General features: G+C 63.1%; 13 protein-coding genes. 8 read left to right on the top strand and 5 right to left on the bottom strand.

The window, feature by feature from the left end:
- The first annotated feature begins 338 nt into the window (after positions 1 to 338).
- Positions 339 to 983, top strand: coding sequence for a DUF4136 domain-containing protein (locus C8267_RS07040; RefSeq protein ID WP_106634184.1), 645 nt, complete (start codon positions 339 to 341; stop codon positions 981 to 983).
- A gap of 23 nt (positions 984 to 1,006) precedes the next feature.
- Positions 1,007 to 1,627: an outer membrane beta-barrel protein gene (locus tag C8267_RS07045; RefSeq protein ID WP_106634185.1), complete on the top strand. Its 621-nt coding sequence runs from the start codon at positions 1,007 to 1,009 to the stop codon at positions 1,625 to 1,627.
- A gap of 280 nt (positions 1,628 to 1,907) precedes the next feature.
- Here the strand turns inward: C8267_RS07045 and polA are convergent, their stop codons facing one another.
- From polA to sppA, 3 genes are all read right to left on the bottom strand, one after another.
- Positions 1,908 to 4,985, bottom strand: coding sequence for a DNA polymerase I (polA, locus tag C8267_RS07050; protein ID WP_106634186.1), 3,078 nt, complete (start codon positions 4,983 to 4,985; stop codon positions 1,908 to 1,910).
- 602 nt (positions 4,986 to 5,587) lie between these two features.
- A complete protein-coding gene (locus C8267_RS07055; RefSeq protein ID WP_087361943.1) occupies positions 5,588 to 6,040 on the bottom strand; it encodes a 6-pyruvoyl trahydropterin synthase family protein in 453 nt (150 codons plus the stop codon).
- A gap of 215 nt (positions 6,041 to 6,255) precedes the next feature.
- The gene (sppA, locus tag C8267_RS07060) at positions 6,256 to 8,049 is read right to left on the bottom strand and encodes a signal peptide peptidase SppA (protein ID WP_106634187.1); all 1,794 of its coding nucleotides are present in this window, start codon (positions 8,047 to 8,049) and stop codon (positions 6,256 to 6,258) included.
- A gap of 612 nt (positions 8,050 to 8,661) precedes the next feature.
- Between sppA and C8267_RS07065 the strand changes: the two genes are divergently transcribed.
- The 4 genes from C8267_RS07065 (at position 8,662) to C8267_RS07080 (ending at position 13,820) form a co-directional block, all read left to right on the top strand.
- Positions 8,662 to 9,714: an Mrp/NBP35 family ATP-binding protein gene (locus tag C8267_RS07065; RefSeq protein WP_087361941.1), complete on the top strand. Its 1,053-nt coding sequence runs from the start codon at positions 8,662 to 8,664 to the stop codon at positions 9,712 to 9,714.
- Positions 9,715 to 10,095: 381 nt separating this feature from the next.
- On the top strand, positions 10,096 to 11,037 hold the full coding sequence (gene nadA, locus C8267_RS07070; protein ID WP_106634188.1) for a quinolinate synthase NadA: 942 nt from the start codon (positions 10,096 to 10,098) through the stop codon (positions 11,035 to 11,037).
- Between the two features lie 4 nt (positions 11,038 to 11,041).
- On the top strand, positions 11,042 to 11,536 hold the full coding sequence (locus C8267_RS07075) for a pyridoxamine 5'-phosphate oxidase family protein (protein WP_106634189.1): 495 nt from the start codon (positions 11,042 to 11,044) through the stop codon (positions 11,534 to 11,536).
- 145 nt (positions 11,537 to 11,681) lie between these two features.
- Positions 11,682 to 13,820, top strand: a complete 2,139-nt coding sequence (locus C8267_RS07080; protein ID WP_106634190.1) for a S46 family peptidase — start codon at positions 11,682 to 11,684, stop codon at positions 13,818 to 13,820.
- A gap of 292 nt (positions 13,821 to 14,112) precedes the next feature.
- Here C8267_RS07080 and C8267_RS07085 read toward each other — a convergent pair whose 3' ends face one another.
- Positions 14,113 to 14,487, bottom strand: a complete 375-nt coding sequence (locus tag C8267_RS07085) for a hypothetical protein (RefSeq protein ID WP_106634191.1) — start codon at positions 14,485 to 14,487, stop codon at positions 14,113 to 14,115.
- Between the two features lie 223 nt (positions 14,488 to 14,710).
- On the opposite strand from C8267_RS07085, the gene metG reads away from it, so the two are divergent.
- Together metG and C8267_RS07095 are read left to right on the top strand one after the other, a co-directional pair.
- Positions 14,711 to 16,753: a methionine--tRNA ligase gene (metG, locus tag C8267_RS07090; protein WP_106634192.1), complete on the top strand. Its 2,043-nt coding sequence runs from the start codon at positions 14,711 to 14,713 to the stop codon at positions 16,751 to 16,753.
- A 627-nt stretch (positions 16,754 to 17,380) separates the two neighbouring features.
- Complete coding sequence (locus tag C8267_RS07095) at positions 17,381 to 18,394, top strand: branched-chain amino acid aminotransferase (RefSeq protein WP_087361935.1); 1,014 nt, start codon at positions 17,381 to 17,383, stop codon at positions 18,392 to 18,394.
- Between the two features lie 577 nt (positions 18,395 to 18,971).
- On the opposite strand, the gene mnmG is transcribed toward C8267_RS07095, so the two are convergent.
- Positions 18,972 to 20,993 (bottom strand): tRNA uridine-5-carboxymethylaminomethyl(34) synthesis enzyme MnmG, encoded by a 2,022-nt coding sequence (gene mnmG / locus C8267_RS07100; protein ID WP_106634193.1) that lies wholly within the window; start codon positions 20,991 to 20,993, stop codon positions 18,972 to 18,974.
- Between the last annotated feature and the right edge of the window lie 208 nt (positions 20,994 to 21,201).

The following is a 21,201-nucleotide window of genomic DNA, read 5'->3' on the forward strand; positions in this document are numbered from 1 at the left end:
TCTCGCTGAGTACTTCGTGATGCTGACTGTTTATTTAGTTTTTGTATCCGCAGTCCACTGCTCCCCATACTTTTCTCTTTTTTTTTTTTTTGCTCGCGCCCCCCCACAATCTTCCCCCCTCTCTTTTCCCGGGCGGCGTCAGATGTTACGCACCGCAGCGCCCCGCTCCGCCCTTTCCCCGCCGAAAAGTCCCCGCAACGCACCGCCGCACCCCGCACCGCCGGCACGAAAAAACCTTTTTGCGGCAGATTCGGTCCGCCGACGCGCTCCCCGCTCGAGTGGAACAGTATTTGAACCCCCGGCATCGACAGCCAACAAACCATAAAAATCAAAATGTCATGAGCGTTCGAATTTTCCGAATCCTTGCGGTTGCTCTCCTGGGCATTGCAGCCGCTTCGTGTCAGAAGGAGCCCTCCGCATCGGGGCTCAACAACGACAACCTGGTCTACACGGCCTACGACGAGGGGACCGACTTCGCCTCCTTCAACACCTACTTCATCCCCGACAGCATCCTGCTCATCGGCAACACCGACAAGGCCGAATACTGGAAGGATGCCGACGCACAGCAGCTCATCGCCACGGTGGTCGACAACCTCGACACACGCAACTACACGCGCGTGGAGGACAAGGCCGCGGCACAGCTGGGCCTCCAGCTGAGCTACGTGAGCCGCGTGACCTACTACGTAGGCTACAACTACCCCTACTGGTGGGGCTATTACCCCTACTACTGGGGCCCGGGCTACTGGGGCGACTGGCTGGGGTGGTACTACCCCTATCCGGTGCTCTACGGCTACCGGACCGGCTCGCTGCTGGTCGAGATGGTCAACCTCGAGGGCGACGCCGACGCGGGCAGCAAGCAGCTCCCCGTCGTCTGGGACTGCTTCCTGGGCGGGCTGCTCACCGCGGACGACGAGCTCAACCTGCAGCGCACCGTCGACGGTCTGAACCAGGCCTTCGTACAATCCCCCTATCTGGCACAATAACCATCTAAAAAACGCATGAGACCATGAAAACCATAAAACTCCTGCTGCTCGCAACCGGGCTCTTCGTACTGACGCTGCCGGGCAAGGCGCAGCTCTTCCCCAACACCTACATGAACATCGACTGGCAAAGCAACTTCCCCGTGGGCAGCGGCCTCTTCGCCGACAAGGCCTCGGGGTGGGGCATGAACTTCGAGGGCGGCTACTACTTCTGCCCGCGCATGGCCGTGGGTCTGTTCATCAACTACCAGACCAACCTGCAGTCCATCCCGCGCCAGACCATCTACCCGACGGGCAACTCGGCGCTGACGGCCGCCCAGAAGCACGCGCTCTTCCAGCTGCCGTTCGGTGTTGCGAGCCGCTACGTCTTCCTGCCCGAGAGCGTCCTCCAGCCCTACGTGGGCACGAAAATCGGCGCCTGCTACGCCGAGATGTCCTCCTACTACTACACGGTCAAGCAATACTCCGATTCGTGGGGCTTCTACTTCTCGCCCGAGGTGGGTGTGAGCATCTTCCCGCGCCCGGACTACCGGCTGGGCTTCCACGTGGCGGCCTTCTACAGCATCGCGACCAACTCGAGCGAGGTGCTGGGCTACACGCTTGACAACATCGGCGGCTTCGGCCTGCGCGTCGGCGTCTCGTTCTGAGGCGCTCCCTGCACGGCGACCCCGCACCCCTGAGGCCGGCCCGGCCGAAAAAGAGACTCCCCAAGGCGCCCGGACGCACCCGGAAACCCCGCCCCCTCCGGCTCTTCCGAAGCGCCCGGCCCGTCCGGCGCCCCCGATACACTCGGAAAGAGGGCAAACACGGAAGGCTGCCCCCTCCGCGCGGAGCCTCGGCCGGCCAGACAAAAACCCCGTCTGCAAGAGAAGCAGACGGGGTTTTTCAGGATATACAGGTGCAGCCTCTTTCGCTTCACCCTCGTCGTCAGTGCGCCTCGAGCCAGTTCTTACCCACGCCGCACTCGACCACCAGCCGCACGCGCAGCCGCGCGGCCGACTCCATCGCCTCGGTGACGATGCGCGTGACGCGCTCCTGCTCCTCGCGCAGCAGGTCGACCACCAGTTCGTCGTGCACCTGCAGAATCACCTTCGAGCGGATGCCCTCGGCCGCAAAGCGGCGGCTCACCTCAATCATCGCAATCTTCATGATGTCGGCCGCCGAGCCCTGAATCGGGGCGTTGACGGCGTTGCGCTCGGCCAGACCGCGCGCCACGGCGTTGCGCGAATTGATGTCGTTCAGATAGCGCCGCCGGCCGAAAATCGTCGATACGAAGCCGTCGCGGCGCGCCTGCTCGACCACCCGCTCCATGTAGGCCTTCACCCCGGGATAGGTGGCGAAATAGCCCTCGATAAGCTCCCGAGCCTCCTTGCGCGGAATCTCGAGCCGCTGGCTCAGCCCGAAGGCCGAAATGCCGTAGATGATGCCGAAATTGGCCGTCTTGGCCCGCCGCCGCTCCTCGGGGGTCACCTCGTCGAGCTCCTTGTGGAAGAGGCGCGCGGCCGTGGCGGCGTGGATGTCCTCGCCGTGCTCGAAGGCGGCGATGAGCGACTCGTCGCCCGAGAGGTGGGCCATCAGCCGCAGCTCGACCTGGCTGTAGTCGGCCGAGAGCAGCAGGTGGTCGTCGTCCGAGGGGATGAAGGCGCGGCGGATGCGGCGCCCCAGCTCGTCGCGCACGGGGATGTTCTGCAGGTTGGGGTTCGTCGACGAGAGGCGCCCGGTGGCCGTCACCGCCTGGTTGAACGACGTATGGATGCGCCCCGTGCGGGGGTTGACCAGCTGCGGGAGCGCCTCGACGTAGGTCGACAGCAGCTTCTTCACGCCGCGGTACTCGAGCACGGCGGCGACAATGCGGTACTTGCCGGCAAAGCCCTGCAGATACTCCTCGTCGGTGCAGAACTGCTTCGTGCGGGTCATCTTGGGCTTCTCGGCGATGCGCAGCTTGCCGAAGAGCACCTCGCCCAGCTGGCGCGTCGAGTTGATGTTGAGCGCCGGCTCTTCGGCCAGCGTGCGAATCTCCTGCTCGAGGGTTGCGAGCCGTTCGCGCAGCTCGACGGCGTAGTCGGCCAGCGCCGCGGTGTCAATCCGCACGCCGGCTGTCTCGATGTCGGCCAGCACGGCAATCATCGGCTCCTCGATTTCGGCATAGAGGTGCTGCAGACCCTCGCGCACCACCTCGGGCCAGAGGCACTGCTTGAGCTGCAGCGTGATGTCGGCATCCTCGGCGGCATACTCCGCCACGCGCGTGACGGCCACCTGGTCCATCGTCAGCTGACGGGCCCCGCGGCCGATGAGCGTCTCGATTTCGATGGGGCGATAGTTGAGGTAGCGCTCCGCCAGGGCGTTCATGTTGTGGCGCGATTCGGGGTCGAGCAGGTAGTGGAGAATCATCGTGTCGTAGAGGCGGCCGCGGAGGGCGACGCCCAGCCGCCGCAGCACCATGAGGTCGAACTTGATGTTCTGGCCGATTTTGGCAATCTGCTCCGACTCGAAGAGGGGGCGGATGATGGCGGCATACTCCGCCTCCACCCCGGGCGTGAAGGGGACGTACCAGGCGCGGTGGGGCTCGACGGCGAGCGAGAGGCCGACGATGCGGTCGTTGAAGAGGTCGAGGCCCGTGGTCTCGGTGTCGAAGCAGAACTCCGTCGCGCCGAGCAGCTTCTCGACCACCCCGCGCAGCGCCTCCGCACTCTCGACGAGCCGATATTCGTGGGGCGTCGTCAGCGCCGTGGCCATGGGTTCGGCCTCCGCCGCACCATCTGCCTCCGCACTCCCGGCGGCCGCTCCGGCATCGGCATCCGTTCCCTCGGCAGCGGGGGAGAGCGCTCCGGCCGCAGAGTCAGTTCCGGCAGGGGAGGAGGCTCCGGCCATTCCGGCACCCGCTCCTGCTGCAACACCGGCGGCGGCTGTTCCGGCACTCCCGGCTGTTCCGGCGGCACCGACCGTTTGGGCGCTCCCTGCACCTGCGGCTCCTGCCGCAGCGCCTGCACCCGTATCCGCACCCGCGGCCGGAGCGGCGAAGAGGTCGCCCTGACCCGCCAGCGCGGCCTTGCGGGCGGCGGCCGACTTGGCGCGCGCCACCTCGGCCAGCTGCGTCTGCGCCTCCTGACGGGGGGCGTCCGACAGAGGCTCGGCGGGCGAGAGGTTCCGCAAATCGTTCATGAAGGCCCTGAAGTCGAGCTCGGCGAAGAGCGCCCGCAGCTGGTCGACATGGGGCTCGCAGAGGGTCAGCTCCTCGGGGCGGAAGTCGATGGGAACATCCAGCCGGATGGTGGTCAGCCGCTTGGCCAGCAGCAGGTTGTCGCGCCACGAGGCGATGCGTTCGCCCTGTTTTCCGGCGATGTGGTCGACGTTGCGCAGGATGTTCTCCACGTCGCCCCACGCCTGCACCAGTTTGCAGGCCCCCTTCTCGCCGATGCCCGGCACGCCGGGGATGTTGTCCGAGGCGTCGCCCCACAGCGCCAGGATGTCGCGCACGAGCACGGGGTCGTCGATGCCGTACTTGAGGCGAATCGCCTCGCGGTCGACAATCTCGATGCCGTCGGAGCCCTTCTGCTTGTAGATGACGCAGTGGTCGCGCACGAGCTGTCCGTAGTCCTTGTCGGGGGTCACCATGTAGACCTCGTAGCCCGCGTCGACCCCCTTGTGGGCCAGCGTGCCGATGACGTCGTCGGCCTCGAACCCCTCGACCTCGAGCACGGGGATGCACATGGCGTCGAGCACCCGCTTGACGTAGGGGACCGAGAGGAGGATATCCTCGGGCGTCTCTGCGCGGTTGGCCTTGTAGGCGGGGTAGAGCTCGCGGCGGAAACTGCCCCCCTTGGGGTCGAAGGCAACCCCCAGCAGGTCGGGCTGCTCGCGCTTGAGGATGTCGCGCAGGAACTTCACGAATCCGAAGACGACGGAGGTGTTCATTCCGGCGCGGTTGCGCATCGGACGCCCCAGGAAGGCGTAGTAGTATTTGAATATCAATGCGTATGCATCGACCAGAAAGAGCTTTTTCATCGCATTTTCCGATTTTGTTTCATTCGTCGTATCGCGGCGGGCGGCAGGGCGACCGGGCGTCAACTGTCGGCAGCGCAGCGGGCGGGGAGTGGCGGGCGACAGGGCGGCGGACCGACCCTCGACCTTCAACCGTCGGCGCAGCAGGCGGAGAGTGGCGGCGCTTTGGGCGGGGCAGGGCGGCGCCCGGCTCCTTTAAACAACTCCCAGCCCCCCAGAACGGACCAGGACCCGGATGGCGGCTTTTTGTTTGAAAAAAAAAAAAAGACACATCGTACCACACACATTGGCAACTACGCAGTCAGATCGCCAGAGGGAGNGGGCAGGGCGGCGCGGGCGGTTCGCGGAGGTTTGGGCGGGGCAGCGTTTGCGGCGGTTCGGAATGGGGGAGCGGCATACGCGGCACAACGTCCGACACACGCCACCCGGCACCCGATTTCCGGCACGCGGCCCGGTCCGATTTGTCCGAACCCTCAACGGCCCGACACCTCAACGACCCGGCATCCCGTTTTCTCGACCTTGGCGCCCCGGTTTCCCGGCACCTCAACCCCTCAACATCGCGGGCCTCACCCCCTTACCGGCACCGGCACACGGCACCCGGCGCCTCAGCGGTTGTCCTCGGCGTACCACTCGGCAAAGGAGGTGGCCGTCTCGTGGAGCCGGAGGGCATGGAGCTCCACACCGGCGGGGAGCCGCCGCGCAATGCGGGCGGCAAAGTCGGCGAGCATGTTCTCGCACGTGGGCTGGTAGTCGACCTCGACCAGACGGTGGAACCGCTCGCCGAGCAGCCGGGCGAGCTCCTCGTTGGCCGGCGAGCGGCGCAGCACGAAGGCGTGGTCGAGGCGCGAAACGACCTCCTCGCCCACGATGCGCTTCAAATCGCCGAAATCCATCACCATGCCGCACTTGGGGTGCGACTCATCCGCACAGGGGCGCCCCTTGACCGTCACGAAAAGACGGTACGAATGGCCGTGAATCTCGCGGCAGGCGCCGTCGTATCCCTCGAGGGCGTGCGCCGCCTCGAAGGAGAACTCCTTGGTAAGTCTGATTGTTGCCATAGCGAACAAAGTTACGCATAAAAAACGGAAGGAGAAAAGCCTTCGCCGACTTTTCTCCCTCCCTTATCTGTGGGGCAGTCATACCCCCGGCACCCGCTGCGGAACCCGTTCCGGCTCCTGCTGCCTGCTTCCGCGCTGCGGGGCCTTTCCTGCGCAGCCGCAGCCGCTGTCATCGCGCAGCACCCGGGCCGCCGGAACCACCGCTTCCGGAGCCGCTACCGCCACTCGGGCTGCCACGGGCAGTACATCACCACGCCCTGCTGCGAGGTGAGCTCCTGCACCTGACGGTACTCCTTCATCATGCCGCCGAGCTCCGAGCGGAGCATCTGCTGCCGCACGCTCACACCCAGCTCCGAGAGGAGCGCCCAGAGACCCTCGGGCTGCTCGACAACCTCCTTGACGCGGAAGTCGCCCCCCAGCTCCGCCTTGTCGGCCGCCAGGGCAATCGCCTCACGCAGACCGCCAATGCCGTCCACCAGACCGATGTCGAGGGCATCCTCACCCGACCATACGCGGCCGCCGGCAATCTCCAGCACGCGCTCCAGCGGCAGGTTGCGCCCCTGGGCGACGTTGCCCGTGAAGGTGGCGTAGACCTTGTCGACACCGCGCATGATGGAGGCGCGTTCCGCCGGCGTGAGCGGCGAGATGGAGCCCATGCCGGCCGAGCGGTTGCTCTTCACGCCGTCGAGCGTGATGCCGAGCTTGTTCTTCAGCGCGTCGGGCGTGTAGAGGTACATGCCGAAGACGCCGATGGAGCCCGTGAGCGTCAGCCGGTCGGAGACGATGGCGTCGGCCGGGCAGGAGATGTAGTATCCGCCGCTGGCGGCATAGGAGCCCATCGAGACGATGACGGGCTTCTCGGCGCGCAGCAGCTCCAGCTCACGCCAGATGATGTCGGAGGCCAGGGCGCTGCCGCCGGGCGAGTTGACCCGCAGCACCACCGCCTTGACGCTCTCGTCGGCGCGCACCCCGGCCAGCGTGCGTGCCAGCGTGTTGCCGTAAATCTTGTCCAGCTCGTAGCCCTCGCCGTCGACAATCGAGCCGTCGGCATAGACCACCGCCACGGCGGGCTGCGAGAGGCTCGACGCTGCGCCGAAGCCCGTCTGCGCGGCGTAGTCGCCCAGCGTGACGAAGCTGTAGTGGCCCTCGGCGTCGGGCTCCAGGCCGTACGAGGCGAAGACGTCGTTCATCTGGTCCTCGTAGAGCAGGCCGTCGACCAGCCCCTTCTCGAGGGCATCCTCGGGCAGCACTACCTCCAGATTGTCGGCCATGCGGTTGAGCTCCTCGGGCGAGATGCCGCGCGCATCGGAGACGGCCCGCACGAGCGTTCCCCAGATGGAGTTGACCAGCTCCTGCATCTGCAGCCGATTGGCGTCCGACATGCGGTCGAGGATGTAGGGCTCGACGGCGCTCTTGTACTTGCAGACCGTCGGGCGGAAGACCTCGGCGTGGAGGTCCAGCTTGTCGAGCAGCCCCTTGTAGAAGGTGAGGTTGAAGGCCAGACCCGACCAGTCCATCCCCCCTTCGGGGTGGAGGTATACGCTGTCGGCCACCGAGGCGAGGTAGTAGGCCCCCTGGTTGTAGACCTCGTTGTAGGAGACGACGAACTTGCCGCTCTGCCGGAAGTCGGCAATCGCGCCGCGCAGCTCCTCCATGAGGGCCGAACCGGCGATGCCGCCCGCGCCGTTGAGGCGCAGGTAGATGCCGCGGATGCGGCTGTCGGCGGCCGCGGCCTCGATGGCGCCCATCGCCTTGAGGACGGGCAGCGAGTGGCGCGAGGTCATCGTCGCGAAGTCAAACTCGGCCAGAGGATTCGTTGCGGGCGAGTCGGTGATGGTCTCGTCGAGGTTGATTTCGAGAATCGAGCCGTCGGGAACCGAGACCGCCTTCTCGAAGGAGCCCGCCAGACCGGCCATGCTCACCAGCAGCATCATGCCGATGTAGCAGACGAGGAAGCATCCGACCACGAAGGCCAGCACCCCCGCCAGAAAAGTCTTGAGAAAATTCATTGTGCGTATGGTTTTTATTGTTTGTTGTTTTCCAGCATGTTTTTGAAGGTCCGGAAACGCGCCTGAACGGACAGCCCGCCGATTTCTCTCCAGACGTCCCGGGAACTCGCCCCCAAAAGGACTGCCGCCAGCTTTTCTCCGGCCGCCCGCGGGACAGCTCACCGGAAACTCGCCTTGAACGGACAGCCCGCCGGCTTCTTTTCCACAGACCCGGCCCCGGTTTTCAACAGCCGCTCCGGACCCTCCGGCCTTATCGGAACCGCACGCCGGCTTCTCTCCGGCCCTCGGGACCGCCCCCCCCGGCGACCCCGCCCGAACCGACCAGCTGCCGGACTGTTGCGACCGCTCTGGAGGACCGGACGAACCCCCGAAACCGCCTCCGCGCATGCGCGCGAACTCCTATTCTACGGCAAAGATAAACACTTCATTCTGAAAAACAAATAAATTTTATCGTTTTTCGATAAATATTCCGCTCCAAAAAGCACTTTTCTTCAAAATAAGCATTATATTTGCGAAAACTACACCCCGCCCGCTCCGCCGCATGCCGCACACCGACATCAGCGGCAGTGCGGAGCGAAGGGTCGGAAAAACGCAAAACACCCTTTTCAACCTATGGATACAAAGGAGAAAATCATCGAGCTGCTCGGCTCGCTCATCCACCCCGAAACGGGCGAGGACCTGGTCAAGAGCGGCTTCGTCGAGCAGGTCAACGCCTCGGACGAACACATCTCCGTGGCGCTGCACTTCGCCAAGGCGCGCGACCCCTTCGCCTTCAAGCTCAAGGCGCAGGCCGAGGCGCTGCTGCGCGAAGCCTTCCCCGCCGCCACCGTCACGGTGATGCTGCGCGAGGGTACGCCGCGCAAACCCCAGCAGCAGGAGCACCGCACCACGACGGGGGCCATCCGCCACGTGGTGGCCGTCGCCTCGGGCAAGGGGGGCGTCGGCAAGTCGACCGTCACGGCCAACCTCGCCGTGGCGCTGCGCAACATGGGCTACCGCGTCGGCGTGCTCGATGCCGACATCTACGGACCCTCGCAGCCCCGGATGTTCGGCGTCGAGGGCTACCTGCCCGACGCCGTGCAGGAGGACGGCATCGACCAGATAGTCCCCGCCCGGGCGCAGGACATCGAGCTGATGTCGATTGGCTTCTTCATCAAACCGACCGACGCGCTGCTCTGGCGCGGCGCCATGGCGGTCAACGCCCTGCGGCAGATGATTCACCAGACACGCTGGGGCGAGCTGGACTTCCTGCTCACGGACCTGCCTCCCGGCACGGGCGACATCCACCTCTCGATTATCGGCGAGCTGAAGATTGACGCCGCCGTGATTGTCTCCACCCCGCAGCAGGTGGCCGTGGCCGACGTGGTGCGCGGCGTGGAGTTGTTCCGCAACCCGCAGGTCAACATCCCCGTGGCGGGCATCATCGAGAACATGGCGTGGTTCACCCCCGAGGAGCTGCCCGACAACCGCTACTACCTCTTCGGCAAGGGGGGCGCACGCCGCTATGCCGAGCAGAACGGCGTCGACTTCCTGGGCGAAATTCCTATCGTACAGTCGATTATGGAGTGCTCCGAGGAGGGGCGTCCGGCCGCCGGCATCGACCCGCGGGTCGAAAAGTGGTACCGCGACATCGCCGGACGGATTGTGGAAAAGGTGCGCAAATAGTGTTGGCAACCTGTCGATAACCGTTCGAAAAAAAAGAACAACTTGGGGCCCGAAAATTTGCAGACCACGAAAAAAGGGTGTGTGTACGGATTTTCCACAACTCCAAAAAAAGTTTTCGAAAGTTGTTGCAGCCGCAATCATCCGCCGCGAGGGGGTCGATGTGGAAAACCGAGGGGTGTTGAAATGTGGAAAAGTGTTTTCAACAGTTGTCCATAACCCGTCGGGCAGTCCCGAATCAGAGCCACTTGCGGCGGCGGGTTACCGACAGCGGCAACGACGGATGTCGAAGAAAATTCCGCGCTCCGACTTGTCAACATTGTCAACACCCATTATTATTCTTATTTTTAGATTTTAATATATAAATAAAAGATAAAAGAGAAGATGACTGTGGACAACCGCCCGGCGCTCCGCCGGAAAATCGAAGAGCTCAAGCGGCAGAAGCGGGCCGTGATTCTGGCTCATTACTACACGACGCCCGACGTGCAGCAGATGGCCGACTTCCTGGGCGACTCGCTGGCCCTCTCGGTCCAGGCGCAGCAGGTCGACGCCGACATCATCCTCTTTGCCGGGGTGCACTTCATGGCCGAGACGGCCAAGGTGCTCTGCCCCGACAAGAAGGTGCTCATCCCCTGCCCCGAGGCGGGGTGCTCGCTGGCCGAGTCGTGCGATGCGGCCGAATTCGCCGCCTTCAAGGCGCGCTACCCGGGCTACAAGGTGGTCTCCTACGTCAATACGACTGTGGGCGTCAAGGCGCTCACGGACATCTGCTGCACCTCGTCCAACGCGCTGAAGGTGGTCGAGTCGCTGCCGGCCGACCAGCCGCTGATTTTCGCCCCAGACCGCAACCTGGGCTCCTACATCCAGAAGCTCACCGGACGCAGGAACATGGTGCTCTGGAACGGCGCCTGCCACGTCCACGAGGAGTTCTCGCTCGAGAAGCTGCTGGCCCTCAAGCGTGAACACCCCGCCGCACGGGTGGTGGCCCACCCCGAGTGCCGCGCCTACATCCTCGAGGCGGCCGACTACGTCGGCTCGACGGCCGGAATACTCGACTACTGCGGCCGCAGCGATGCGCAGGAGTTCATCGTCGTCACCGAGGCGGGCATCCTCGCCGAGATGCAGCGCCGCTACCCCGACAAGCACTTCATCCCCGCACCACCCGACGACGAGACGTGCGCCTGCAACAACTGCAAGTACATGAAGATGGTGACGCTCGAGAACATCGCCGAGTGCCTCGAGCACGAGTCGCCCGAAATCGAGCTCGACGAGGAGGTGCGCCGCGCCGCCGAGCGCTCGATTCGCAACATGATTGCCATCCGCTGAGGCGATGCTTCCCTACGACAACGCGACGGTGCGGCGGCGTGACCGCCTGCTCGACCCCGAGCGGGCCGAAGAGCTGCTGCGCGGGGGTGAGTACGGCTTTCTGGCCATGGTCTCGGACCGGGAGGAGGGGGGCGCCTACGGCGTGCCGCTGAGCTACGTCTGGGACGGCGCCGGTGCGCTCTACATCCACTGTGCCCCCGAGGGGCGCAAGCTGCGCTGTGTGGAGCGCTCGCCGCGGGTCACCTTCTGCGTGGTGGGGCGTACGCGGGTCTGCCCCGAGCGCTTCACGACCGCCTACGAGAGCATCGTCGTGGAGTGCCGGGCCGTGCGCGGCCTCGACGAAGGGGAGCGGATGCAGGCCCTCGGGCTGCTTCTGGAGAAGTATTCGCCCGACGACGCGGAGGTGGGAATGCGCTACGCCGAGAAGTCGTTCCACCGCACCGAGGTGGTGCGGCTCGACATCCTCCGCGTGAGCGGCAAGTGCAAGGTCATCCGCTGAGAGGGGCTGCCCCCTCCGATGGGCCCTTCCGTTGCTGCCGGGAGCCCGAACAACCGGAAGGCCCGGAGAAACCGAACGGCCCGGCAAACCTGGAAATAATCTGGAAAAAACCTGACAAATCCAATAAACCACAACACCGATTTTTATGAAGAAAATGCTTTTGCTGCTCGGAGCGGCCTTCCTGTCGCTCACGGCGCTGGCGGACGAGGGCATGTGGCTGCTGCCCTACCTCCAGAAGATGAACATCAAGGCGATGAAGGAGCGCGGCTGCAAACTCTCGGCCGAGGAGATTTACAGCGTCAACAACTCCTCGCTCAAGGATGCCGTCGTCATCTTCGGCGGCGGCTGCACGGGTGAAATCGTCTCGCCCCGCGGCCTGCTCTTCACCAACCACCACTGCGGCTACGAGTCCATCCAGCAGCTCTCGGCCGTCGACCACGACTACCTGAAGAACGGCTTCTGGGCGATGTCCGAGGCCGAGGAGCTCCCCGCACCGGGGCTCGAGGTGCGCTTCATCCGCAAAATCGGCGACGTGACGGCCGACATCGTGGGCAACGTCCCCTCCATCGCCTCGCAGGAGGAGTACGAGCGCATCACGACCGAAAACATCAAGGCCGTCCGCGACCGCCTCGCAGAGGAGAACCCCGGCATGGAGGTAATCGTGCGCTCGTTCTTCGGCGGCAACCAGTACTTCTCGTTCGTCATGGAGGTCTACCGCGACGTGCGTCTGGTGGGCGCTCCCCCCTCGTCGATTGGCAAGTTCGGCGGTGATACGGACAACTGGATGTGGCCGCGCCATACGGGCGACTTCTCGATTTTCCGCGTCTACGCCGGCAAAGACAACCGTCCGGCCGACTACTCGCCCGAGAATGTCCCCTACCGCGCCGAGAAGTACCTCAAGGTGTCGCTCAACGGCGTGAGTGAGAACGACTTCGCCATGATTATGGGCTTCCCCGGCTCGACGGAGCGCTACATGACCTCGTTCGAGATGAAGAACCTGCTCGAGACGCAGAACCCGCAGCGCATCTTCATCCGCGGCGAGCGTCAGGAGATTCTCTGGGAGGACATGATGGCCGACGACGCCGTGCGGATTCAGTATGCCTCGAAGTATGCCCGCTCGTCGAACTACTGGAAGAACTCGATTGGCATGTCGCAGGCGCTGCTCAAGCTCCGCGTCATGGAGCGCAAGCAGGCGCAGGAGGCCTCGTTCCAGGCCTGGGCCGAGAAGCAGACGCTGCCCGAGGAGGGCTACATCGACGCGCTGGACAAAATCCGCCGCGCCGAGGAGCAGGCCGCACCCTACGAGGCCGGCATGCAGTACATCTCGGAGGCGCTGCTCGGAGCCGTCGAGCTGCTGACGCCCGCCCGTGCGTTCGTCAATCTCTCGAAGATGGAGCTTGTCGACAGCATCCCCGACCCGGCAGCGGCCAGGGAGGTCCTGGCCGAGTGGTACAAGGACTACAACCCGGCGACGGACCGCAAGGTGGCCAAGCGGATGCTTGCCATCACGCGCGAGCACATGCAGGATTTGCCCTCGTTCTACGAGGAGGTCATCGACCAACGCTTCGGTGGCGACATCGACGCCTATGTCGACTACCTCTACGACCATTCGCTCTTCACCTCCGGGGAGCGTGTTGCCGGGCTGATTGATGACTATGCGCCCGCGAAAATCGCCGAGGACCCGGCCGTGGAGCTGGCGTTGTCGGTGATGAAGAAGTACTTCGAGCTGGCGGCGGCCTACCGCGAGAAGCACGCCTCCTATGCCGAGGGCAAGCGCAAGTACATCGCCGGCCTGATGCTGCAGCAGCCCCGCAAGGCGTGGGCGCCCGATGCCAACTTCACCATCCGTCTGACCTACGGACAGGTGCTTCCCTACTCGCCGGCCGACGGCATCGAGTATAACTACTACACGACGCTCAAGGGTGTCATGGAGAAGGAGGACCCCGAGAATCCCGCCGAGTTCACCGTTCCCGAGCGGCTCAAGGAGCTCTATGCGGCGCGTGATTTCGGACGCTACGCCAACGAGCGGGGCGAGATGCCCGTGGCGTTCCTGGCCAACTGCGACATTACGGGCGGCAACTCGGGTTCGCCGGTGATGAATGGCCGTGGCGAGCTCATCGGCCTGGCATTCGACGGCAACTGGGAGGCGATGTCGGGCGACGTCACCTTCGAGCCGGAGTTGCAGCGCACCATCGCCGTTGACATCCGCTACGTGCTCTTCATCGTCGACAAGTTCGCCGGTGCGGGCTGGTTGCTCGACGAGCTCGATATTGTACAGAAATAGCCCCACAGGGCGCGTTTTGACCACGGGGAGGAGTCCTTTACGGACCCCTCCCCTTTTTGTCTCTACGGGCCGGAAAAGGAGTATTTCCGAAGGGCTCCCGACAGCGGCCGCTGCCCGTCCGTCCAGCCTCTGTTTTCTGCCCGCTCCGGGCCCCTTTCCTGCCTTTCAGTTTTTCCTTTTTCGCCACGCAGCACCCTCTTTTCCTGCCTTTCAGTTTTTTCTTTTTTCGCCACGCAGCACCCTCTTTTTGCTGCCGCTCTGCCTTCTCTTTTCCTTTGCTCCCACCGGCCCTTCAGCCCTTCCTTTCCGCACCTCTTCCGATTTTCGCTTTTCGCAGCTTCCTGTCCGTTTCGTCCCTTTTTTCCTGCCCATCCCGCCTCTCTTTTCTGCCCTGTTTCCTGCCCGCCCCGCCGTTCTCCCTTCCACCATTCCCGCCCTTCCCGTCTCTGTTTCCCGCCTGCTCGGCCTCTGTTTCCCGCCTTCTCGGCCTCTGTTTCCTGTTCTCCTGCCCTGTTTCCTGTTCTCCTGCCCTGTTTCCTGTTCTCCTGCCCTGTTTCCTGTTCTCCCGCCTCTGTTTCCCGTCCGCCCGGCCCTTGTTTCCTGTTCTCCTGCCTCTTTTCCTGTTCTCCCGCCTCTGTTTCCCGTCCGCCCGGCCCTTGTTTTCCATCCGCTTCGCCCCATTCCTCTGCCTCCCCTTTTTCGCCCCCTTTCCGCCCCGTTTTGTCCCCTTTGTCCCTTTTTCCGGACCGCTTCGCCCCCATTTCCTCCCCCGGCCGGCGGAGGACTCCGCGCGCGGCTGACGATTGGTAACAAATTCCCCGCGATTGCTTTCCTTTTCTGTTAAAAATTACTACTTTTGACACAAATTAGTAATATTCCACTCGTTATCTATGGCTAAAGAATTCAAGCGCTATCTGGTCACTTCGGCGCTCCCCTATGCCAATGGCCCCGTTCACATCGGCCATCTGGCGGGCGTTTACATACCTTCGGACATCTATACCCGCTACCTGCGTCTGCGCCACCGCGACGTCATCTCGGTCTGCGGCTCCGACGAGCACGGCGTGCCCATCACCATCAAGGCCCGCAAGGAGGGCGTCACCCCGCAGCAGATTGTCGACCGCTACCACGAACTCATCAAGCGTTCGTTCGAGCGCCTCGGCATGTCGTTCGACATCTACTCGCGCACCTCGTCGCCCACCCACGCCAAGACCGCTTCGGAGTTCTTCCGCAAGCTCTACGACGAGGGCAAGTTCATCGAGAAGAGCTCGATGCAGTACTACGACGAGGAGGCCCGCACCTTCCTTGCCGACCGCTACATCGTCGGCACCTGCCCCAAGTGCGGCTACGACCTCGCCTACGGCGACCAGTGCGAGAAGTGCGGCTCGACGCTCTCGCCCGACGAGCTCATCGAACCCCACAGCGCCGTCTCGGGCTCCATCCCCGTCAAGCGGGAGACGCGTCACTGGTATCTGCCTCTGAACGAGTACGAAGGGTTCCTCCGCCAGTGGATTCTCGAGGGCCACAAGGAGTGGAAGACCAACGTCTACGGACAGTGCAAGAGCTGGCTCGACGGCGGTCTCCAGCCGCGTGCCGTGAGCCGCGACCTCGACTGGGGCATCCCCGTGCCGGTCGAGGGTGCCGAGGGCAAGGTGCTCTACGTCTGGTTTGACGCGCCGATTGGCTACATCTCGGCCACCAAGGAGCTCACGCCCGACTGGGAGAAGTACTGGAAGTCGGAGGATACGAAGATGGTCCACTTCATCGGCAAGGACAACATCGTCTTCCACTGCATCGTCTTCCCCTCGATGCTGCGCGCCCACGGCGGCTACATCCTGCCGGACAATGTCCCGGCCAACGAGTTCCTCAACCTCGAGGGCGACAAGATTTCGACCTCGCGCAACTGGGCCGTCTGGCTGCACGAGTATCTGGACGAGTTCCCCGGCAAGGAGGACGTGCTGCGCTACGTGCTCTGCGCCAACGCCCCCGAAACCAAAGACAACGACTTCACGTGGAAGGACTTCCAGACGCGCAACAACAACGAGCTGGTGGCCGTGCTGGGCAACTTCGTCAACCGCGCGCTGGTGCTGACGCAGAAGTACTTCGACGGCGTCGTGCCGGCCTGCGGCGAGCTTACGGAGTACGACCGCGAGGCGCTGCGCGACGTGGCTGCCGTCAAGCAGGCGCTCGAAAACAACATCGAGAACTATCGCTTCCGCGCCGCGTTGCAGGAGGCGATGAACATCGCCCGCATCGGCAACAAATACCTGGCCGACACCGAGCCCTGGAAGGTCATCAAGAGCGACCCCGAGCGCGTGAAGACGATTCTCTACGTGGCGCTGCAGATTACGGCCAACACGGCCATCGCCATCGAGCCCTTCATGCCCTTCTCGGCAGCCAAGCTGCGCCGGATGCTTTCGGTCGAGGGCTTCGACTGGGAGCGCATGGGTGCCACGGACCTCATCGAGGCGGGCCACCGCATCGGCACGCCCGAGCTGCTCTTCGAGAAGATTGAGGACGACGTCATCCAGCGCCAGTTGGACAAGCTGGCTGCCACGAAGGCTGCCAATGCCGCTGCTGAAGCTGCGCAACATGTTGAGGCTCAGAAAGATGAAATAACGTTCGACGATTTCCAGAAGATGGACATCCGCGTTTCGACCATCCTCTCGGCCGAGAAGGTGGCCCAGACCAAGAAGTTGCTCCACCTGACCGTCGACACGGGCATCGACCAGCGCGACATCGTCTCGGGCATCGCCGAGTACTTCACCCCGGAGGAGCTTGTGGGCCGTCAGGTGCTGGTTCTGGTCAACCTGGCGCCGCGTACGCTCAAGGGGATTGTTTCGCGGGGCATGATACTCATGGGCGAGGATGCCACGGGCAAGCTGCGCCTGCTGGGACCCGACGAGAAGACCTCCAACGGCGCCATCGTCGGCTAACGGTGCTGCTTTTGCCGCTGGACAGGCTTTCGGCGGATTTCTGCTTGCAGTTCGCGCTTTTTTAGGGTTCTTTATTTACGGATTGCGTTTGGTCGGGTCCTCCTTTGTTAAAAAGGAGGCTTCGATTTGTGAACTTCGCATTTGCGGCTGCGCATGTTCGACAGCGTTCCCGGGCGTATTTGGGTAGGCCCTGCTGCCTGCTTAGGCCCGCCGCCAGCGAAGCCCGGCCCCACTGCATTGGTCTGCCGCCCTGCAGCAACCACCGCAGCACCGCTGTTCCGGCGTCGTCCGGTTGTAGCCTGGCCCGCCGCCAGCGAAGCCCGGCCCCACTGCATTGGTCTGCCGCCCTGCAGCAACCACCGCAGCACCGCTGTTCCGGCGTCGTCCGGTTGTAGCCTGGCCCGCCGCCAGCGAAGCCCGGCCCCGCTGCCTGCCCGGCTCGCAGCCTGCCCGGTCCGCAGCCGGCACTGGCTCGCCCCGGCTCCGCTGTCCGGCCTCGCTGCTCGCGAAGCCCGGCCCCGCCGCCCGCGAAGCGCAAAAAAGAAAATAGAAAATTGAAAAGGTTCCGGAATGGTTCCGCGTTGTGATGAATGGGAAAAATACTGGAAAACCTTAAAATAATTGAGTATGGAAACAATTGATTGGAGCAAGTTGGGTTTTGACTACCACAAAACCGACTGGAATGTTCGCTATTCCTACACGGATGGCAAATGGAGCGAGATGGAGGTCACGCAGGACGAGTACATCAAGATGCACATGTCGGCCTCGTGTCTGCACTACGGCATCGAGCTGTTCGAGGGTCTGAAGGCCTTCCGCGGCGTCGACGGCAAGATTCGTCTCTTCCGTGTCGAGGAGAATGCACACCGTCTCCAGTCTTCGGCCAAACGTCTCTGCCTGCCTGTTCCCACCACCGAGATGATTGTCAACGCCTGCATCGAGGTCGTTAAGCGCAACGAGGCCTACATTCCTCCCTATGGAACGGGTGCTTCGCTCTACCTGCGTCCCGTGATGTTCGGTACGACGGTCGGACTGGGTGTCAAGCCTGCCAAGGATGCGCTGCTGATTGTCTACGCATCGCCCGTAGGCGCCTACTTCAAGACGGGTATCAAGCCCATCATGGTTGCTTTGGACCGCGAACAGGACCGTGCTGCTCCACGTGGAACGGGCGACGTGAAGGTGGGCGGCAACTATGCGGCCAGCATCTTCTCGGGTGAGAACGCCCACCGTCTGGGCTACTCGAACGTCCTCTACCTCGACGCTGCACAGCACAAGTACATCGAGGAGTGCGGTGCCGCCAACTTCTTCGGCATCAAGGAGGGCAAGTACATCACGCCGAAGTCGCCTTCGATTCTGCCGTCGATTACCAACAAGAGCCTTCGTCAGCTTGCTGCCGACATGGGTCTGGTGGTTGAGGAGCGCCCCATTCCGCTCGAGGAGCTGGGCACCTTCGAGGAGTGCGGCGCCTGCGGTACGGCAGCCGTCATCTCGCCGATTGGCAAGATTTTCGACATGCAGACCAACAAGGTCTACGAGTACGGCACCGAGGTGGGTAAGGTTTCGATGGAGCTCTACACGCGCCTGCAGGATATCCAGTACGGCCGTGCCGAGGATACCCACGGCTGGAACACGATTATTGAGTAATCCGACCCTTTGCTTCGAACAACCTTCAGGGCGGCCGGCACTTTTTAAGCAAAATTTTCAACGAATTTTTTTTGCTGCGTCCGCTCCCCTTCCGTCGTTCCAAAACAATTTTCAGGGGTGAACCGCTTTCCAGTTCACCCCTTTTTATTGATTTCTCTTTGGCAATCATTGCCTCCGTTCAACCTCCTGTCTATTCTACCTTCCTTCTCTTTTCTATTTTTTTCTCCTTCTCCCGCTCTCCTCTTTCGGGCCTCTCCGCTTCTGCCTCTTTGCCTCTACCTCTCCACCTCCCTTCCTCTGTTCCCCCTTCACTCTCTGTCTTCCCAGCCTCCGTTTCTTTTTCTCTTTCTGTTTATTCCTTTCTTCTCCCTCGCCCTCTGTTCCACGTGGAACGTTTGGCCTCTCTTATTACTTGATTGTTCCACGTGGAACCATTGTTGCGAATAAAAAAAAGAGTGTGTTCCTCGTGGAACACACTCTTGCTGTCCTGCTCTGTTTTGAATACCCTTTGCCCTCGGCCGCTTCTGTCGCAGTAAGTTTTCTTTCGGCGCTGCACTGCTGCGTGCGGTATGCTCCCCTATCGGCCGAACTTTACCAGCAGCACGTTGATGTCCGCCGGCGACACGCCCGGGATGCGCGAGGCCCGACCGATGGTCTCCGGTCGGATTTTCGAGAGCTTCTGCCGCGCCTCAATCGTAAGCGAATTCATCGAGAAAAAGTCGAAATCGGCCGGAATTCGTATGTTTTCCAACCGGTGGAGCTTCTCGGCAATGAATTTTTCGCGCTCTATGTAGCCTTTGTACTTGATTTGGATTTCTGCCTCCTCCATCGCCTCGTCGGTCATCGCCACCTCCTCCATGAAGCGGCGGAGCCGCGGCAGCACCTCCTTCAGTCCGCGGAAGGTGATATCGTTGCGCATCAGTACCTCGTAGAGCTTACGACCCTGCGTCAGAGGCTCCGAATTGAGCGATTTCAAATAGCTCTCAATTTCGGCTGCTTTGACACTCTGCCGGCGTGCGAAGGCTACAAGCGATTCTACGAGCGATTTTTTTTGCAGGAAATAGGCGTACCTTTTTTCCGAAATCAGACCGATTTCATACCCTTTCGGCGTCAGCCGCATGTCGGCATTGTCCTGCCGGAGCAGAATCCGGTACTCGGCCCGCGAGGTGAACATGCGGTAGGGCTCGTCGACCCCCTTGGTCACCAGGTCGTCAATCAGCACGCCGATGTAGGCCTCGTCGCGCTGCAGCACCAGCGGCTCGCGCCCTGCCAGCTTGAGGTGGGCATTGATACCCGCCATGAGCCCCTGGGCGGCCGCCTCCTCATACCCCGTCGTGCCGTTGACCTGCCCGGCGAAGTAGAGCCCTGCGACGCGCTTCGTCTCGAGCGTGTGGAGGAGCTGCGTGGGCGGGAAGTAGTCGTATTCGATGGCGTAACCCGGGCGGTAGATGTGGAGCTGCTCGAAGCCCTCGATGCGGTGCAGCGCCTCCCACTGCACCTCCCACGGCAGCGACGACGAGAAGCCGTTGAGGTAGTATTCGTTCGTCGTCCGCCCCTCGGGTTCGAGGAAGAGCTGGTGCTGCTCCTTGTCGGCAAAGGTGCGCAGCTTGTCCTCAATCGAGGGGCAGTAGCGCGGTCCGATGCCGTGAATCGTGCCGTTGAAGAGTGGCGAGCGGTCGAATCCGCTGCGCAGAATGGCGTGCACTTCGGGCGACGTGTAGACCAGATAACAGGGCATCTGCTCGCTGACGGGGTGTGTTTCGGGCGAAAACGAGAACTTTTCGGGCTTTTCATCTCCCGGCTGCGGCTCCAGACGGCTGAAATCGATGGTCCGCGCATCGAGGCGTGCGGGGGTGCCGGTCTTCATGCGGCCGGTCTCAAAGCCCACGGCCACGAGCGATTCGGTGATGCCGTGCGAGGCGGCGTCGCCGGCGCGTCCCCCCTCGGCATGGGCCGCACCGCAGTGCATCAACCCTCCGAGGAAGGTGCCGCTCGTGAGCACCACGGCCCGGCACGAGAATTCGACCCCCATGCGGCTCCTCACGCCGCGGATGCGCAGCCTGCCCGGCTGTCCGGCCCCCTCCCCTGCCGCGGCGGATGGTGCCGCAGCCGCGGGTGCCGCCGTGCCCGGGTTCGGGGTCTCCGGAGTACCGTCGGCGGACGGCCGCTCCGGGGCCGTTGCGGCGGCTTCGGCCCCCGGCTCCGGCTCGCGGTCGAAGAGCAGCTCGACGGCCGCATCCTGCCAGATGTAGAGGTTGTCGGTGTTCTCCAGCGTGCGGCGCCACTCGGCCGAGAAGGCCCGCTTGTCGCACTGCGCGCGGGGACTCCACATGGCCGCCCCCTTCGAGCGGTTGAGCATGCGGAACTGCAGCGTCGTGAGGTCGGTGATGCGGCCCATCTGACCTCCGAGTGCGTCTATCTCTCTGACAATCTGTCCTTTAGCTACTCCGCCGACTGCCGGGTTGCACGACATTTCGGCGAATTTGACCATATCCATCGTCAGCAGCAGCGTGCGCGAGCCGAGTCGTGCGGCGGCCGATGCGGCCTCGCAACCGGCGTGACCTCCGCCGATGACGATTATATCGTAGTCCAGAACCATCTTTCCTATTTCTCTTCTCTTGTCTCTTGTCGTTGCTTCTTTTCTCTTCGCTTCTTCCCGCTGCCCGCTGCCTTGCCTTTTTTGCGGCGTTTTGCGGTTCGTTGCCTTGCCTCTTTTGCGGCGGTTCGCGGCCTTGCCCCTTTTGGAATTTTTTGTTACCCGCGCCTTGCCTCTTTTTGCGGCCTTTTAGCGGTGCTTTCCACGTTGG

The sequence above is a fragment of the Alistipes sp. Marseille-P5061 genome, assembly GCF_900290115.1.
GTDB lineage: Bacteria > Bacteroidota > Bacteroidia > Bacteroidales > Rikenellaceae > Alistipes > Alistipes excrementigallinarum.

What these genes read in the sequence shown, in the direction of transcription:
- sppA (WP_106634187.1), bottom strand. Translation starts at nt 8,049, where the DNA reads ATGAATTTTCTCAAGACTTTTCTGGCGGGGGTGCTGGCCTTCGTGGTC.
- C8267_RS07075 (WP_106634189.1), top strand. Translation starts at nt 11,042, where the DNA reads ATGCTTCCCTACGACAACGCGACGGTGCGGCGGCGTGACCGCCTGCTC.
- polA (WP_106634186.1), bottom strand. Translation starts at nt 4,985, where the DNA reads ATGAAAAAGCTCTTTCTGGTCGATGCATACGCATTGATATTCAAATAC.
- C8267_RS07080 (WP_106634190.1), top strand. Translation starts at nt 11,682, where the DNA reads ATGAAGAAAATGCTTTTGCTGCTCGGAGCGGCCTTCCTGTCGCTCACG.
- C8267_RS07095 (WP_087361935.1), top strand. Translation starts at nt 17,381, where the DNA reads ATGGAAACAATTGATTGGAGCAAGTTGGGTTTTGACTACCACAAAACC.
- metG (WP_106634192.1), top strand. Translation starts at nt 14,711, where the DNA reads ATGGCTAAAGAATTCAAGCGCTATCTGGTCACTTCGGCGCTCCCCTAT.
- C8267_RS07085 (WP_106634191.1), bottom strand. Translation starts at nt 14,487, where the DNA reads ATGGAAAACAAGGGCCGGGCGGACGGGAAACAGAGGCGGGAGAACAGG.
- C8267_RS07055 (WP_087361943.1), bottom strand. Translation starts at nt 6,040, where the DNA reads ATGGCAACAATCAGACTTACCAAGGAGTTCTCCTTCGAGGCGGCGCAC.
- nadA (WP_106634188.1), top strand. Translation starts at nt 10,096, where the DNA reads ATGACTGTGGACAACCGCCCGGCGCTCCGCCGGAAAATCGAAGAGCTC.
- C8267_RS07045 (WP_106634185.1), top strand. Translation starts at nt 1,007, where the DNA reads ATGAAAACCATAAAACTCCTGCTGCTCGCAACCGGGCTCTTCGTACTG.
- C8267_RS07065 (WP_087361941.1), top strand. Translation starts at nt 8,662, where the DNA reads ATGGATACAAAGGAGAAAATCATCGAGCTGCTCGGCTCGCTCATCCAC.
- mnmG (WP_106634193.1), bottom strand. Translation starts at nt 20,993, where the DNA reads ATGGTTCTGGACTACGATATAATCGTCATCGGCGGAGGTCACGCCGGT.
- C8267_RS07040 (WP_106634184.1), top strand. Translation starts at nt 339, where the DNA reads ATGAGCGTTCGAATTTTCCGAATCCTTGCGGTTGCTCTCCTGGGCATT.